Below are 16295 nucleotides of genomic sequence, written 5' to 3' on the forward strand. Positions count from 1 at the left end.
ACACAGCATGCAGCCTTGGAAAACAAACGCCAATAATTTGTTAATTACTTCGTTTACTTAACTACATTCAAAAAGCTACTTACTTTTGCAACCAAATATTTTAATTACACAAATACCGCAACGTTTAAAGCGGTCGGCCTTGAAGAACGGGTTAGGCATTAATTAATTCCATCTTGAATTTTTCACGATAACTGTTTATTAGGTTCACTTCTGTAACAGATAACTTTTTATGATAGTGTTCCCATACTTGTGGTCTTTCAATTGGCATTTTGAAAACATTACTTTCTTTAACTAGAGTATCCAGAATTTCTTCTATATCTGTGATGTGCTTTTGATTCGAATCAACTCTGTCGCCTTCATAATATTCTAGTGGAACTACAAAATGACCATTACCAAAACAAATGAATTCAAAAAGTATGTTAATCTGCGAAGTAAAATATTCTATTTCTTCAAATCTAATTTTCGTTTCTTCATTTTCGGATGGGCGAGGGATTCCTTCGAAATTCAAATGCGCAACGGCGTTATGTCGAAGCAATCTTACTTTCTCTGATAATTCAGAAACATTTTTACTATAGTTATTTTTTTTGATCTCAGAAATGAATAGAAGTCTATCTTCATCTAGTTTTAAATTACCTATGATTTCATTCTTAATCTGATTCAATGTTTTCCCCTTGTCAAAAGTATTATCGACATCTATCTTCCATAAGCTAAGCAAGCATGATTCATAGAGAGATTGACGTAGAATTTGCCAAAAATGATCCTTTGTCAAATATGAACCAAAAAACTTGAAATTAAACTTCACAATTTTATTGAGGACGAATAATGTTGAATTTAGTTTTACAATTTCCCACCAAATCGATTCAATATCTTTAGTATAGATAGGATGATATTCTATCTTGAGTAAATCTTCCGGTTTTTGTAAAAATTTTTCCATTTTCACCTAGATGCCTAACATATATTTATCAAGAATGACTTCCATCCCTAATTTGGATGAAATGCCGAAAATTTTTCGTGATAAATTCCAAATGCTCTGTCGTTTATCACGACTTAATTAATTGAAATACTTCAAAAAACAAAGAAAACTTACCTGATAACATACATTTGTAAATGTTTTTATCACGATTTATTTTTCTTGATAATAATCTAATCTAATGGACTCCTCACTCCGTGCAGATTCTCAATTATATGTGTATATATCATCGTAGTCCGGAGTGATTTATGCCCTAATAATTCCTGAATTGTCCTAATGTCGTATCCCGAAGCTAGGAGATGTGTTGCAAAACTGTGCCTGAAAGAATGTGCAGTAGCAGGTTTATGAATCCCAGCTTTTCGTATTGCTTTTTTTATCTCCTTCTGAATGGTCGAATCATGAACATGATACCTGAATTTGTATCCTATCTCTTTGGTGTAAACAAACTTATTTGCAGGAAATAAATATTGCCAGCTAAAATCCTTGGAAGCGTTTGGATATTTTTTGTCCAATGCATCGGGTAAAATTGTTTTTCCATTTCCATTCTTTAAATCTTCTTCATGTAAAAGTTTAACTTGTTCTACTTTTTCTTTGAGTTCGGGTATTATTGATTCAGCAAGCAAGGTCGTCCTGTCTTTCCCTCCTTTCGATTGTCTGATTGTAAGACTCTTAAAACCAAAATCAATATCCTTAATCCTTAGGCTTAATGCTTCGTTTAATCTTAATCCGCCTCCGTATAAAAGGGAACAGATAAGCTTTATATCACCACTTGTATTTGAAATTACATTTTTAGCTTCTTCTTTTGTAAAAACTACAGGGAGCTTTGGTTTTATTGAAGAACGTGTTATATCTTCAAGCCATCCGATCTCTTTACCTATTACATTCTTATATAAATAAACAATCGCACATAATGCCTGTCCCTGCGTGGATGCTGAAACTTTTCTAGAAACTGCTAACCAGCTGAGAAATTTTTCGATGTGGGTTTTATCTAATTCGTTAGGATGGCGTTTATTGTTGAAAAGGATAAATTCTTTTATCCACTTTAAATATGCTTCTTCAGTTTTTCTGCTGTACCTTTTTGACCTTAATGATAATCTAACCTGGTCAAGAAGCTTCGGCTTTCCCCTCGTTAACTCCATTAAGCGTCCGGCTTAATTACGAATGCAAATTATAATTTCAATTTAAAAATAGCAATAAAAATAGTTCGGGGTTCTTAGTACTTGGTTCCCCGCAAAATTTATCCGCCTCTGGCGGAAGCGCAGGGCAGGCTTGGTTTGTAGTGCTTAGTTCGTAGTTCTTGTTAATCTGTTTAATTGTTGAATTGGTGCAGAATAAAATGATAAACAGAATCTGTGTGTTATAGAAATCTGTCATGCTGAAACCTGTCCTGTAATAAATCAGGATTAATTCAGCATCTGAGCTTAAGAAATGATTATACAACCGGATTCCGGGTCAAGCCTGCATACCGCAGGCAGGCCCGGAATGACAAGCGCCCTGTCATCCTGATGAAAATCAGGATCTACACGTCACGGGACTCTTTTACGTTCAGATTCCGGGTCAAACCCGGAATGACATTATCCTAAATAAGCCTCATATCCTCCAGGAAGGGGAGCTTCTCCCTTGTCTCCTTAACCATTTCAAAATCGAGATCAACCACGCTTATCTTTTCCTCTTCGCCTGCAGTAATAAGTTCTTTACCGAGCGGATCGTATACTGAACTGTAGCCGTTATACTTTAAGCCGGGGTCGCTTCCAACTCTGTTTACGCCGGTCATAAAACACTGGTTCTCAATCGCGCGGGCTTTAAGGAGCGTCCTCCAGTGGTCGATCCTCGCGACCGGCCAGTTGGAAATATTAACAATCATATCAACGCGCTCCTTGCCGTATAACCTGTAGAGCTCCGGGAATCTGAGATCGTAGCAGACCGTCAGGCCGATCCTGTGAGTACCGATCTTAGTAATTACAATTTCCTTCCCGGCTCTGTAATTATCGCTTTCCCCGGCGTATGTGAATGGATGAATCTTCCTGTATCTCGCGGCTATCAGTCCGTCCGCATCTAAATGAACGAGCGAATTATAAATCCCTTCTTCGCTCTTCTCAATAATTCCTGCAAAGATGTTTAATTTCATTTTGCGTGAGAGGTCCATAAAAAACAGGGTTGAGACGCCGTCGAGGTCCTCCGCGAATTTTACGGAGTTCATTGTAAATCCGGTAAGCGTCATTTCGGGGAAGATCAGCAGTTCCGGCTTTTCATTTAGCTGACCGGTAAGCTTTTCGATCTTCAAAATATTCTTTTCGGGATTCTCCCATTCGGGGTCGTATTGAACCAGTCCGGCCTTCATGCTTCACTCCGTCAATTAAGATTGATCTTTTGCAAGAAAAATTTTTTTTGCGGAAAGAATTTAATAATTTTCCGGCAATTCAATCATCCTTCAGGGATTTAATGCTAAATTATATCTGGTTCACACTGCTGCTGCTCGGTATAGTTACGGCGGTAACGGTCGATCTCTCCGATAAAGCGACCAATAAATACAGAAACGGCGAACAGCTCTATGTGCTCATTAAATTCGACCAGCCCAGAATCGATTCATCCAAATCGGTCAACGCTACTCTGATGGTAAGCAGCACCGTATTCAACGACTTTTATAACGTAAAGGAGCCGGCAGATATTTTTCAGAATTTACGACTAAAGTATAATCCCGGCGAAAAGAATTTCACTTCATTTTTCGAAGCGGGCGACGGGACTCCTTCCATCTGGAAAGAGATGGCTAAGGTAGGAGGAAAGGAGAACGACCTATCGGGAAAAGTTGTGCTGCGTCAGAAACTCGATTCACTCCTTTACACCGGTTCATTCTACCCCGAGGAGATTTCATTCTCGCGTATGAGGGAGGTAACCAACGCGGCTATCGATTACGCTTCCAACGCTGTTAAGATCGCCCTCGGACTGATCGGTATTATGGCCCTCTGGCTCGGCATAATGAAAATTGCGGAACAGTCGGGACTTATCTCAATAATCGCGAGGGGATTAAGGCCGGTAACAAAATTTTTATTTCCGGATGTCCCCCAGGATCATCCCGCGATGGGATCGATGATTATGAATATATCGGCTAACATGCTCGGACTCGGCAACGCTGCCACACCGTTCGGTTTAAAAGCGATGGAGGAACTCGATTCGCTCAATCCGGAGAAAGGAACCGCGACCAACGCTATGTGCACTTTCCTCGCGATCAATACTGCGGGGCTTACACTCATTCCGGCTACAGCTATTGCAGTAAGAGCCTCTGCGGGAAGCAGCGATCCTGCGATAATAATCGGCACTTCATTCTTCGGCGCCGCGTGCGCGACGTTCACAGGAATTCTCGCCGCAAAGATCCTGGAGAAATTCTCCATACCCGGTTATAATTTCAAAGAATGGTTCAGGTCGAATATAAAATTCATAGGCGGATTTTTTATCGCAGCCGCCGCAATTCTGCTCGCCATAGTAACCGGATTCTTTTCGATGGTTGATACGGATATCATCAAATCGATCGTTCAGGGGATCTCTTTTTTAGCAATACCTTTAATAATAATTTCGTTCGTCTTTTACGGCGCGTTAAAGAAAGTAAAATTGTACGAAGTATTTGTAGAAGGAGCCAAGGAAGGATTCAATGTCGCGGTAAGGATTATTCCATACCTAGTTGCGATGCTTGTTGCAATCGGAATTTTCAGAGCCGGGGGAGCGATGGACCTTCTTATACTCATCATCTCACCTGTAACGAATCTGATCGGAATGCCCGCCGAGGCATTGCCGATGGCTTTGATGCGTCCTCTGTCCGGAAGCGGATCGCTCGGAATTATGTCCGAAATTATTTCCGTCCACGGCGCGGACTCTTTCATCGGAATACTCGTATCAACTATTATGGGAAGTACCGAAACAACTTTTTATGTGCTCGCTCTCTATTTCGGGACTGTTAATATTAAGAGGACGCGGCACGCAGTTGCAGCCGGTGTACTTGCCGATATCGCCGGAATTCTCGGAGCCCTTTTTATTGTGGGAGTATTATTCGGTTAATCTATGAAAGTATTTATAACGCAGGAACTGCCCGGAAACGTTGAGGAAATTCTGAGAAGAAAAGGATTTGAAGTTGACGTCTACCGGAAAAATAAAATTATTCCGAAAAAGGAATTGATTGAAAGGGCCAAGTCCGCAGATGCGCTGATCTGCCTCCTCACAAACAGTATTGATAAGGAAGTAATCGACAGTTTTAGGAAGTGCAGGATAATCGCGAATGTTGCCGTCGGTTTCAACAATATCGATGTCGGCTATGCAAAGTCGAAAGGAATTGTCGTAACAAATACTCCGGGAATTTTAGACGACGCTACAGCGGATCTTACGTTAGCGCTGATACTCGCATGCGCCAGGAGATTGAGGGAAGGGGATATTTATACGAGGGAAGGGAAGTTTAAAGCGTGGATGCCGCAGTTACTCCTCGGTATTGAGATGGCCGGAAAGACGGTGGGAATTATCGGTGCCGGCAGAATAGGCCTGGAGGTTGCAAACCGTCTCATACCTTTCAAGACAAAAATTATCTACTATAACCGGAACCGTAAAACCGGATTTGAAAAAAAGACAGGTGCAAAAAGAGTATCGCTCAATTCACTTCTTAAAAAATCCGATTTCATTTCTGTTCATCTTCCATTGAATAAAGAGACATTTCAAATACTGAATAAAAAGAATCTGAATCTGATGAAAAAGACCGCTGTAATCGTGAATACATCCCGCGGAGAAGTGATTGAGGAAAAAGCTCTAATCGATCTTTTGAGGAGGAAAAAAATATTTGCAGCCGGACTCGATGTATACGAAAACGAGCCCCGGTTGAATCCGGAACTCTTCGGGCTTGATAACGCTATTCTTCTGCCGCATATCGGAAGCGCTACCGTTGAAACCCGTAGTAAAATGGCCCTTTTAGCCGCCAAAAATGTGATAAATCTGTTATCGGGCAAAAGACCGGTCACACCGGTTCAGATTTAAATGAATTGTAGAAAGAATTTTTAATAACTATTTTTACATAAAATAAATTAGACAACACTATGCGAATTGGAATCCCAAAAGAAACAGCCAGAGAAGAGAAAAGAGTATCGATTGTTCCAGCGGGAGTCGACGCTCTTGTAAAAGCAGGACATACTGTTTTTCTAGAAACAGGTGCAGGATTCGAGAGTCATTTTACTGATGAAGAATACCGGAATGTAGGCGCGAATATTGTCTATACCGCCGAAGAGGTATATCAGCGTTCCGAGATGGTGGTTAAAATCGCTCCGCTTACGGATAATGAAGTGGATCTTCTTCAGGATGAACAGATTCTTTTTTCATTCCTTCATCTGGCAGTAGGCAAAAAAAATGTAATTGAAAAACTCCTTCAGAAAAAAGTGACGGCTATTGCCTATGAGCTTATTGAAAAGGAGGATCAGCTCCCGGTGCTTCAATCGATGAGTGAAATAGCCGGTCAGCTGGCAGTTCAGGTCGGTGAGAAATATCTCGGAAGCGATTCGCCGATCGGACGCGGAATACTGATGGGCGGAATAGCGGGAGTGGCTCCGGCCGCGGTTGTTATTCTTGGCGCAGGCGTCGTCGGATTTAATGCTGCGCGCGCCGCTTATACAAGAGGCGCTCACGTGATCGTTATTGATAACGACATGAGAAGATTGAGAAGAATCAATACAGATATTTCTAAAAATATCAGCACCGTTGCGGCCAATCCGTTTACAATTGCGCGCGGCTGCAAGTTTGCCGATCTTTTCATCGGCGCTATTCAGATCAAAGCCGAGAAGACTCCTCATCTAGTTACAGAACAGATGGTAAAGACAATGAAAAAGGGGGCGGTTATTGTTGATGTCTCTATCGATCAGGGCGGATGCATCGAGACCAGCCGTCCTACAACAATCTCCGATCCGGTATTCAACATGCATAATGTAATTCATTACTGTGTTCCGAATATGCCGGCTCTGGTCTGCCGTACCGCAAGTTACGGATTGACAAATGCGGCGCTCGAATATGTGGATGAGATTGCCGGACACGGTTTATCGCAGGCACTCCTGGGCGATACGGGACTTGCCAAAGGAGTTTGTACTTACAACGGTTTCTGTACAAATGAAAGTATCGCGGAAGCATTCAATATAGAATATAGACGGCTCCATATTTTTTCAAAAAATTAAGAAGAGATTTAAAAGATGACACTTGATCAGATCAAAATCGATAAGCCGGTTAGTGGACCATGGGTGAAGAAATATAATTCTAAACTTGTTTCGGCTGAAGAAGCGGTTAAAGTAATTAAATCGAATGATAAGGTTGTTGTGCAGCCCGGATGCGCCGCGCCGCTTGATTTAATTAATGCAATGGTACTGCGTAAAGAAGAACTGAGTAATGTAGAGATTTATCACATCCTTGTAGTTGGCGACCTTCCGTATGTAAAACCGGGTATGGAAAAGCATTTTCGTCATAAAGCTTTTTTTATCGGGGGCAATACACGAAGTGCTGTAAATGAAGGCCGTGCAGAGTTTATTCCGATCTTCCTTTCCGAAGTTACTATGCTTTTTAAGAGAGGAGTTTTACAGGCGGATGTTGCTTTGATTCATGTATCACCGCCCGATGAACACGGATTCTGCAGTTACGGAATTGATGTGGGAAATATTAAAACCCCGGCGGAGAAATCGAAGTGCATTATTGCTATGGTTAACAAGCAGATGCCGCGCGGACTCGGAAACAGTTTTATTCATATCAATAAGATTGATTATATAGTTGAAGCGGACAAACCGCTTCTCGAACTCCCTCAAATTGACCCTGATGCAACTCCTGAAATGTTAAAAATTTACGACCAGATCGGAAGTCATATTGCCGGAATGATTGAAGACGGTTCAACTCTTCAAATGGGAATCGGTGCTATTCCGGATGCAGTACTGAAATATCTTCATGATAAAAACGATCTCGGTGTTCATACGGAGATGTTCAGCGACGGACTTATCGAACTCGTTCAGGAAGGTGTTGTAAACGGTGAAAAGAAGACTCTGCACCAGGGTAAAATAATTGCGGGATTTGTGCTCGGTACTAAACGCTCTTATGATTTTATTGACAACAATCCGATTTTTGAGTTCCATCCCCAGGAATATGTAAATGATCCTTTCCTTATCTCAAAGAATAATAAGATGGTTGCCATTAACTCCGCGATCGAAATCGATTTAACAGGCCAGGTTTGTTCGGATTCAATCGGAACCAGATTCTACAGCGGCATCGGCGGGCAGGTCGATTTTGTGAGAGGCGCGGCTCATTCAGAAGGAGGCAAACCGATTATAGCTCTCCCTTCGGCAACAAAGGATCTGAAATTTTCGAAAATCGTTCCGACTCTCAAACCGGGTGCCGGTGTTGTAACCTCGCGCGGCGATGTCCATTATGTAGTCACGGAATACGGAGTAGCTGACCTGTTCGGTAAAACGATTCAGGAAAGGGTAAGATCGCTGATTGCAGTTTCTCATCCCGTGTTCAGAGATCAATTAACAGAATACGCAAAAAAAGTTTATTACATTTAGAAGAGTTTCTATGGTAGCGGTTATCGGAGATATACACGGCTGCTTCTATACTCTCGAAGAGCTGTATAAAAAAATAGTTAAGGGTTATCCCGGAATTAGTATTTATACTGTCGGCGACCTTGTGGACCGCGGTAATCACAGTTTCGAGGTTGTAAAATTTATTATTGATAATAAAATTATCTTTGCGCCGGGTAATCACGATTATATGTTTTTGCATTTTTTTAAAGATCCCTCCAGCGTCTTTGCCCGTTCCTGGTTTTTCAATGGCAACGAGACAACGCTGGAATCCTATGAAAACCATCAGGATGAAATGTTCCATCATCTTGAATTTATCAAGAGTGCTCCCCTCTATTATAATCTGAAAGATTGTTTTATCTGTCATGCCGGCATTTCGGTCCTATATGAAAATCTGCTTCCCAAAGATTTCAGGAATAATTTAGATTCACTCGATTCATTTATAAGGAATGATTTAAAGACCGACAGGGGAATAATGTGGACTAGGGACGCTTTATTGAACCTGGGTAAACTTCAGATAGTCGGACACACAAAGCAGCAGGATATCACTCTGGTTGAAGAATCGAATGCGTTATATCTGGATACAGGAGCATGTGTAGGCAATAAGTTATCCGCCGTAATTGTTCACGAAAGCAACATCATAGAGACAATTGAAGAAAAAACACACTTAAATGATATCATTTAAAAATGCACCTAGAATTTTTTTTTAAGGATTGCATTAAAGTAAATTTTTAGTAATTTTTGAGTCGCAAAAATTAAAGGAGGTTCGATCGATTACTTTTTACTTTAGTTAATGCGAATAATTAAAAGGTCTACTATCTTTTCCGTGCCAGAAAATACTTCGAAGTTGGGAATCAAATTATTTTTGCTTCCCTTTTTTGTTGCTGCAGTTATTTTCTCTTTCGGATTCACCCATCAGGGAAATACCAGGGAAGGTAAACAGTTTTTCTTCGATTCCTCTCTATCCCTTTTGATGGAGATGAACCGCCTTGAACAGCAATTAGAGCTTCCTTTCCATAAGAATTCTGAAAGCTTACCGGATCAATCTCCTGTTTCCGGTCATTATTTCTCCAGTCCCGATACCACAATTAAAAAAGATTCAATACTCACGCCGGATTCACTCGTTGTTAAACTTTCAAAGAGCGATTCAATTAAATTACTAGCCCGCCAGGATTCTCTCAGAATAGTTGATTCACTTATGCAGGATTCAACTGCAAGGCTGCAGCATTTCCGTTATGTCCGGCAGGATCAATATACTACCCGTTTCCGCGAAAGGAAGGAATCGTCACTTTTATTAAGACCTTCTCAGGGGACAATTACCAGACTTGCCCAGCTGGATCCGACGGGTACAAAAGTTATTATTAAAGAGGAGATCGGCGGTAATGTGCTTCGCCCTATTCTTGAACTTCCGCTGGAAGAATATATAGAGTTGAGGCTGGAAGCGATCAACCGGAAATTATGGGAAGACAAGGGATACGAATACAAACTCAAAGAAGATAAAAAAGATCTCAGTCAGCTCCTTACAGATATTACTAACATAGAAATCCCTCTTCCTAGCGCGTCGTTCCTTAGTATTTTCGGTCCGCCTAAGATTAATCTGAAAATTGCCGGCGCTGTTGATATTCACGGCGCATGGCGTAATGAAACCACTACGGGTATTACTACATCGGCTCTCGGGAATACACGTAACGAACCCGATTTCAAACAGCAGGTCCAGATAAATTTAAGCGGTACTATCGGGGATAAACTTACAATCTCCGCTGACTGGAATACAGAAAGACAGTTCCAGTACGAGAATCAGCTGAAAATAAAATATACCGGTTACGATGATGAAATAATTCAGAGTATCGAAGCCGGAAACGTTTCGCTTCAGACATCTCCTTTAATCGGGGGAAGCGAAGCATTGTTCGGCGTTAAAGCCATGATGAAGATGGGCCCTTTCAGCTTAACGGCCCTCGCTTCCCAGAAGAAAGGTGAAGTTCAGGAAGTATCGATAAGCGGCGGCGCTAAAGCGCAGAAATTTGAAATCCGGGCATACGACTATTCACCGAATCATTTCTTCCTCCATCCTGTGTACGCGGATCCGAATCTTGCCATATTCAAAAATTATTTCAGCAATCCGGTTCCGCAGATCGTCGACTCATTACGTGTTAAAGATATTCAGGTTTGGAAAACTATTACCGGTCTGGTAAATCCGAATGAACGTAAAGCCAACGCATATATTGATCTTCGTAAAAGGAACAGGAACCAGTTATATAACGATCTGAGGGACAGCACGCTTCAATCGGTTCCCGGAACCAGGGAGATCGACAGACGGTTCCTCCTTCTGCAGCAGGGCATCGATTACGAGATTCATGCCGAGACAGGATTTATAAGTTTCAAAACTCAAATTCAGGACCAGGATGCTGTAGCCGCAGCGTTCCGGCTTGAAGGGCCTACTTCCTCACCCGATGATGATATCTACTACGGAGAATTCATTCAGGATGTTGGTGCCGATTCAACAGCTAGAATTGTTCTAAGATTGATCAAACCGCCGAACCTTCAACCGCAGTTCAGAGATGCATGGAAACTCCAGCTTAGAAATATTTATCCCGTTGGCGGTAGAGATATTAAGGACGAAGGATTTTTATTCGATATAAAATATCAGATCGAAGGCGGTGAACCGCAGAACGAAATTGCAGGCAATAAACTTCTCCAGGTCTTCGGCCTCGATAAGACGGATAAAAGCGGAACATCAACTCAACCGGACGCAACTTTCGATTATTTCCCCAACAGGACAGTTTTTCCGAGTACGGGAGAAATTGTATTCCCGGTACTTCAGCCGTTCGGAGATGATTTCCCCGCGCAGCTCGGACCGGAACTCAGATACGACGCGATCTATGATACAACCGTTACTTTTGCGAAGCAGGACAGGGCAAAAGATAAATTTATTCTATCAGGCGAGTATTCCGCATCAGTCTCATCGGTTTATAATCTCGGATTTAATGTTGTTGAAAATTCCGTAAGAGTTATGCTCGGCGGAAATGAATTGAAAGAGGGAATCGATTATACTGTCGATTATAATCTCGGCCAGATTATAATCCGTAAGGATGAAGCGCTTGTACCGGGCGCGGACCTTAGAATTACTTTTGAACAGAACGATCTTTTCCAGCTTGCCTCCAAAACTCTGCTCGGTCTGCGCGGCCTTCTCGATATAAGCCGGGAAACCACGCTCGGTTTCTCTTACCTTAATTTGAATCAGCAGACACTGAGCGACAAGGTCCGGATAGGCGAGGAACCTCTTAACAACTCGATACTAGGTGTGGACTTCAATACAAGATTAAATCTTCCTTTTGTTACTAAAGCACTGGATCAGGTGATCTCCACGAGCGCACCTTCCATGTTTACTTTGAATGCGGAATACGCTTATATGAGTCCCGATCCTAATACAAAGAAAAGTACTATCTCGAGCGATAACGGTAGAAGTATTGCTTATGTAGATGATTTTGAAGGGGCAAAAAGAATTATTCCTTTGGGTATGCCGTATAATTCATGGCGGGATTTAAGCGTTCCAACAAAACTGCCTTTCATAGGCGGCCTCTCACTGAATGTTCAGATGAATTATAAAGCTAAATCCTACTGGTATAATGTGACCCCGTCGGATGTAACCGTTAAACAGATTTACGGAGACCGTAAGCAGGCATCACCGGAGGATCAGTTCATTACCGTCCTCGATTATAAATATCTCCCGGCCGAAAAGGGAACATATAACTGGTCTCCGGATCTTGCCGATAAGTCGAGGAACTGGGGAGGTATGATGAAAGTTCTTTCTTCAACGGCTAATAATCTTATTGAAGAGAATATTGAGTTCATCGAATTCTGGGTTCAGATTGTAAGAGCTCCTTCGAATCTTAAACTGAATATTGATCTTGGACAGATTAGTGAAGATGTTATCCCGAACAACCGGCTCGATACAGAGGATAAGAATCTGAATGACCTTGTTGACGAGGGTGAGGATACGGGTATAGACGGATTAAACGATTTTGAGGAACCGGGCTATAATTCTGTTACAAATCCCGATCCGAGCGGTGATAATTATACATTCCAGCTTACATCCAATGCTGATTATTCGCGTGTTAACGGAACGGAGAGGAACGCTCAATCGATTGATCAGGGCCGCCTTCCGGATTCTGAAGACCTTAACCGTAATTTTACTCTCGATCTGGTGAACAGTTATTTCAGGTATGAAGTACCGATTGATACTAACAGGTCCGTAAACCAGTTTATTCAGGGGGCCGGCGATAACGGCTGGTATCTGTTCAAGATTCCTTTAAAGGATTTTATTTTGAAGGAAGGAAGTCCGAGCTTTTCAGTAGTTGAGTTTATAAGGTTCTGGTTCTCAGGAGCCGAACAGGATGTTCATCTGCGCTTCGCCGAAATGAATCTTGTTGGAAATCAATGGCAGAAAGTTCTGGATAACAGAGTTACCATCGATGACGAAGTTCTTACTGTATCAACAATCAGCATTGAGGAAAATCCGGAGTATGATTCTCCCCCGGGAGTATTCAGGGAAAGAGACCGTTCCAAGCCCGATTACGAAATTTTCAAAAATGAACAGGCGCTGAATCTGCTTCTTAAAAATCTTGAAGACGGCGACAAACGTGAGATTGTCCGTTACCTCTACAGGCCGCTCGACGTATTTAATTATAAGGAAATGAAATTATTTATTCACGGGGATAAGGATAGTTTAAGTCAGAATTCCGTTTCGTATTACAATGATCCTTCCGATTATTCATCGGAAGTCTATATGCGCTTCGGTTCCGACTCTCTTAATTATTATGAGTACCGTCAGCCTGTTAGAGGCGGCTGGAACGAAGTAAGTCTTATCTTTTCCGAATTGACTGCAATTAAACAAAGACGTGATACTACAAATATTAAAACTGTCTACCGCGTACCGGTTGAAGGAAAAGAAGGACATCTCTACGGTGTTCTCGGAAATCCGACGCTTACCAGAATTACATTTTTTACAATCGGAATTCTTAATCCTTCCGGAAAAGGTACAGTAGGAAGGCGGGTCTCCGGAAGCGTTTGGATAAACGAATTACGCGTCCTCGAAGCCGACGATACTCCCGGCTGGGCATACAGCGCCTCATCGTCATTAACACTTGCGGATCTTGCAAAGGTTACTTTCAATATCAATCAGACCAATCCGTACTTCCACAAACTTGCGGACCGGTTCGGAACCAGGCAGGATAATCTGAGCTGGGGACTTGCGGCAGATATCGATGTTCTTAAACTGCTGCCATTTAATATGCCGGGCAGTAATTTGAGAGTTACATATAACCGGCAGGAACAATCTACCAATCCGGTTTTCGTTCCGGGAACAGATATTAAAGTTGAGGAAGCACAGAATGAATTGCGTAAATCTCTTATAGACCAGAATGTTGCCGAAGAAGACATTAACAGCGCAGTCGAAAACCTGAAGAGAGAGAGCCAGACAATTGCTGTAACGGAAACATTTACAATCTCCAATATCCGGTTAAAGATTCCTACCGATAAATGGTATATAGATGATATAATCAATAATCTCAGTTTTGGTTTCAACTATAATAAAACTGCAGGCAGGTCTCCAACTGTGGAATCATCAAACAGCTGGATCTGGAACGCGAATGCGAATTATTCAGTGGCATTCAGCCGCGACCTCTACTTCAAACCGCTCGACATCCCGATTATAGGGGATTTAATCGGGATATTTACCGATTACAAAGATGTTAAAGTTTATTTTGCTCCTCAGACATTAAGCGCTTCTATGACGGCGAGCAGGAAGAGAAGCTTTACACAAAACCGGCTTCTTGCAACCAAACCGAATATTACCAGGGATTTTACATCTACGAGAGGCGCTGGATTCACATGGGCATTTACCGAAGGCGGATTCCTGAATCTTACATTGACTTACAATTTCGACATCTCTTCAACGCTCGCCTTCCTTCTTGTCCAGGATGAAAATGAAAGGTCTGAAAGCGAGATCTGGCGGGATATTTTTGGCGGCACTTTCTTCGGAAGAGATTTCAATTACAAACAGAATTTTGACCTTAGAGCGAACCCAAAACTTCCTTCTATCTGGGATCTCAGTCGGTATATAAACCTGACTGCATCCTACGGTGTTTCCTATAACTGGCAGAATAATTTCCAGCAGGCAGAACTTGGCAGAAGCGCCGGGTATTCGAACAGAATCTCCGCGGGTTTTAATATCAGACTGAAATCTATTTTTGCTCCTCTGTTTCAGGAAGCAACACCTGTTCAGCAGACACCGCAAAGGCAGGAGGGCGGAAGAGGCGGAAGAAGGAGTCAGCAGAGATCTACTCCTGCTCAGGTTGCACAGCCTGATGTAAAAAAAGAGTTAACCGATTCAATCAATGTAGCTGTTGATTCTGTTGCCGTGAAGGATTCTTTGTTAACTGAAGAAGAAGAGATGGAAGAAGTTGATACACCGGGCACTCTTGATAAGAGTCTCGAACTTCTGAAACTGGCTGTAAAATGGCTTCTCCTCGATTATGACCAGATATCGATCAACTTTTCGCAGAACAGTTCTTATTCCGGCGGAGGACTTGCAGGCGAAGGAACCGGATTCAATAATTTCTGGGGAGTTAAGCAATCTGCTTCCAAAGGTCCGTCAAGATTATTTATGCTCGGACTTTCGAATGATATCGGCAAAAGAGCTCCGATGGGTAATCTATCGGACAGTTATTCTCATAACAATAATCTTGATTTTAAAACATCCCGTCCATTGTGGGAAGGCGCTCAACTCGATCTAAACTGGAAAATCGGCTGGGGCTTGAATAAAAATACGTCGCTTCAGACCGACCCTGAAGGAAATGTAACAATAAATAATCTTGTATCTACGGGTACAATCGACCGTTCATTCTTAACATTGCCACCTACACTTATCTTCTCATTCCTGGGTAACGGTATGAAGAAGGTGAGTGAACTCTACGATAAGAATTCGGATAATCCAAACGCGAGCTTATCCAAAGCATTCCAGGAAGGATTTGAGACCATCTCGATACTTTCCAAAATTCCGGTATTATCGCAGCTTGCGAAATATATTCCGCGGCCGAACTGGAGTTTCAGCTGGTCCGGTCTTGAACGTTATGAATTCCTCAGCTTTGCTAAGAAAGTTTCTATTCAGCACACTTATGTTTCCAACTACAGCGAAGGCTGGAAAATCAATCCTGACGGACTCCAGGAAGTTCAATCGCAGAAAATTGATTACGGGTTCCAGCCGCTTATCGGTCTTAATATGCAGTTCGACGATTTTCTCGGAGGTAACTTCCAAAGCACGGTCAGGTTCTCATCCAAATCAACATACAGTCTCGGTGCTTCTACCAGAAATATTACGGAAGCGTTTACACGCGACATAAACATATCCGCCAGCTACAGCAAATCAGGCTTCGAACTTCCCCTTTTCGGTATCTCATTAAAGAACGATCTCGAAATTTCATTCTCTTATACCAGCGGAAAAACTTCCAGTCTTATCTATGAAATGGACGATTTCAAAGAGGAAGGAAAACCTCAGGAAGGTAAAACCAATACTACTATTGAACCCAAAATTAAATACGTTATGAGTTCAAGAGTTACACTTTCAATATTTTACCGAAGAACAAGTATAGAACCAGAAGGTGCTTCCAGAATTCCCCCTACGGTTACAAATGAAGCGGGAATTGATGTTCATATAGCCATTCAGTAAAATTGATTACTAATTTTTGGATAAT

General features: G+C 42.0%; 9 protein-coding genes. 6 read left to right on the forward strand and 3 right to left on the reverse strand.

Features of this window, described 5'->3' with window-relative positions; translation table 11 throughout:
- Positions 1-151: 151 nt before the first annotated feature.
- From PLZ15_08260 to PLZ15_08270, 3 genes are all read right to left on the reverse strand, one after another.
- Positions 152-934 carry a hypothetical protein gene (locus tag PLZ15_08260; GenBank protein ID HOI29743.1) on the reverse strand — a complete coding sequence of 261 codons (783 nt, stop codon included), beginning with the start codon at positions 932-934 and terminating at the stop codon, positions 152-154.
- Between the two features lie 209 nt (positions 935-1143).
- Positions 1144-2109, reverse strand: a complete 966-nt coding sequence (locus PLZ15_08265; protein ID HOI29744.1) for an integron integrase — start codon at positions 2107-2109, stop codon at positions 1144-1146.
- Positions 2110-2549: 440 nt separating this feature from the next.
- Positions 2550-3311: a carbon-nitrogen family hydrolase gene (locus PLZ15_08270; GenBank protein ID HOI29745.1), complete on the reverse strand. Its 762-nt coding sequence runs from the start codon at positions 3309-3311 to the stop codon at positions 2550-2552.
- A gap of 101 nt (positions 3312-3412) precedes the next feature.
- Between PLZ15_08270 and PLZ15_08275 the strand changes: the two genes are divergently transcribed.
- The 6 genes from PLZ15_08275 to sprA all read left to right on the forward strand — a co-directional run bounded on the left by PLZ15_08275 (position 3413) and on the right by sprA (position 16270).
- The gene (locus PLZ15_08275) at positions 3413-5020 is read left to right on the forward strand and encodes a nucleoside recognition domain-containing protein (GenBank protein ID HOI29746.1); all 1608 of its coding nucleotides are present in this window, start codon (positions 3413-3415) and stop codon (positions 5018-5020) included.
- A 3-nt stretch (positions 5021-5023) separates the two neighbouring features.
- Entirely contained in the window at positions 5024-5980 is a 957-nt protein-coding gene (locus PLZ15_08280; protein HOI29747.1) for a D-glycerate dehydrogenase, read from the forward strand.
- Between the two features lie 59 nt (positions 5981-6039).
- The gene (gene ald, locus PLZ15_08285; protein HOI29748.1) at positions 6040-7161 is read left to right on the forward strand and encodes an alanine dehydrogenase; all 1122 of its coding nucleotides are present in this window, start codon (positions 6040-6042) and stop codon (positions 7159-7161) included.
- Between the two features lie 15 nt (positions 7162-7176).
- The gene (locus tag PLZ15_08290; protein ID HOI29749.1) at positions 7177-8529 is read left to right on the forward strand and encodes an acetyl-CoA hydrolase/transferase C-terminal domain-containing protein; all 1353 of its coding nucleotides are present in this window, start codon (positions 7177-7179) and stop codon (positions 8527-8529) included.
- A 10-nt stretch (positions 8530-8539) separates the two neighbouring features.
- A complete protein-coding gene (locus PLZ15_08295; protein ID HOI29750.1) occupies positions 8540-9229 on the forward strand; it encodes a metallophosphoesterase family protein in 690 nt (229 codons plus the stop codon).
- Positions 9230-9409: 180 nt separating this feature from the next.
- The gene (sprA, locus tag PLZ15_08300; protein HOI29751.1) at positions 9410-16270 is read left to right on the forward strand and encodes a cell surface protein SprA; all 6861 of its coding nucleotides are present in this window, start codon (positions 9410-9412) and stop codon (positions 16268-16270) included.
- The last annotated feature ends 25 nt before the right edge of the window (positions 16271-16295 follow it).

Source organism: Melioribacteraceae bacterium (assembly GCA_035362835.1).
Taxonomy (GTDB): domain Bacteria; phylum Bacteroidota; class Ignavibacteria; order Ignavibacteriales; family Melioribacteraceae; genus DSXH01.

What these genes read in the sequence shown, in the direction of transcription:
- PLZ15_08270 (HOI29745.1), bottom strand. Translation starts at nt 3,311, where the DNA reads ATGAAGGCCGGACTGGTTCAATACGACCCCGAATGGGAGAATCCCGAA.
- PLZ15_08265 (HOI29744.1), bottom strand. Translation starts at nt 2,109, where the DNA reads ATGGAGTTAACGAGGGGAAAGCCGAAGCTTCTTGACCAGGTTAGATTA.
- PLZ15_08290 (HOI29749.1), top strand. Translation starts at nt 7,177, where the DNA reads ATGACACTTGATCAGATCAAAATCGATAAGCCGGTTAGTGGACCATGG.
- ald (HOI29748.1), top strand. Translation starts at nt 6,040, where the DNA reads ATGCGAATTGGAATCCCAAAAGAAACAGCCAGAGAAGAGAAAAGAGTA.
- PLZ15_08280 (HOI29747.1), top strand. Translation starts at nt 5,024, where the DNA reads ATGAAAGTATTTATAACGCAGGAACTGCCCGGAAACGTTGAGGAAATT.
- PLZ15_08295 (HOI29750.1), top strand. Translation starts at nt 8,540, where the DNA reads ATGGTAGCGGTTATCGGAGATATACACGGCTGCTTCTATACTCTCGAA.
- PLZ15_08275 (HOI29746.1), top strand. Translation starts at nt 3,413, where the DNA reads ATGCTAAATTATATCTGGTTCACACTGCTGCTGCTCGGTATAGTTACG.
- PLZ15_08260 (HOI29743.1), bottom strand. Translation starts at nt 934, where the DNA reads ATGGAAAAATTTTTACAAAAACCGGAAGATTTACTCAAGATAGAATAT.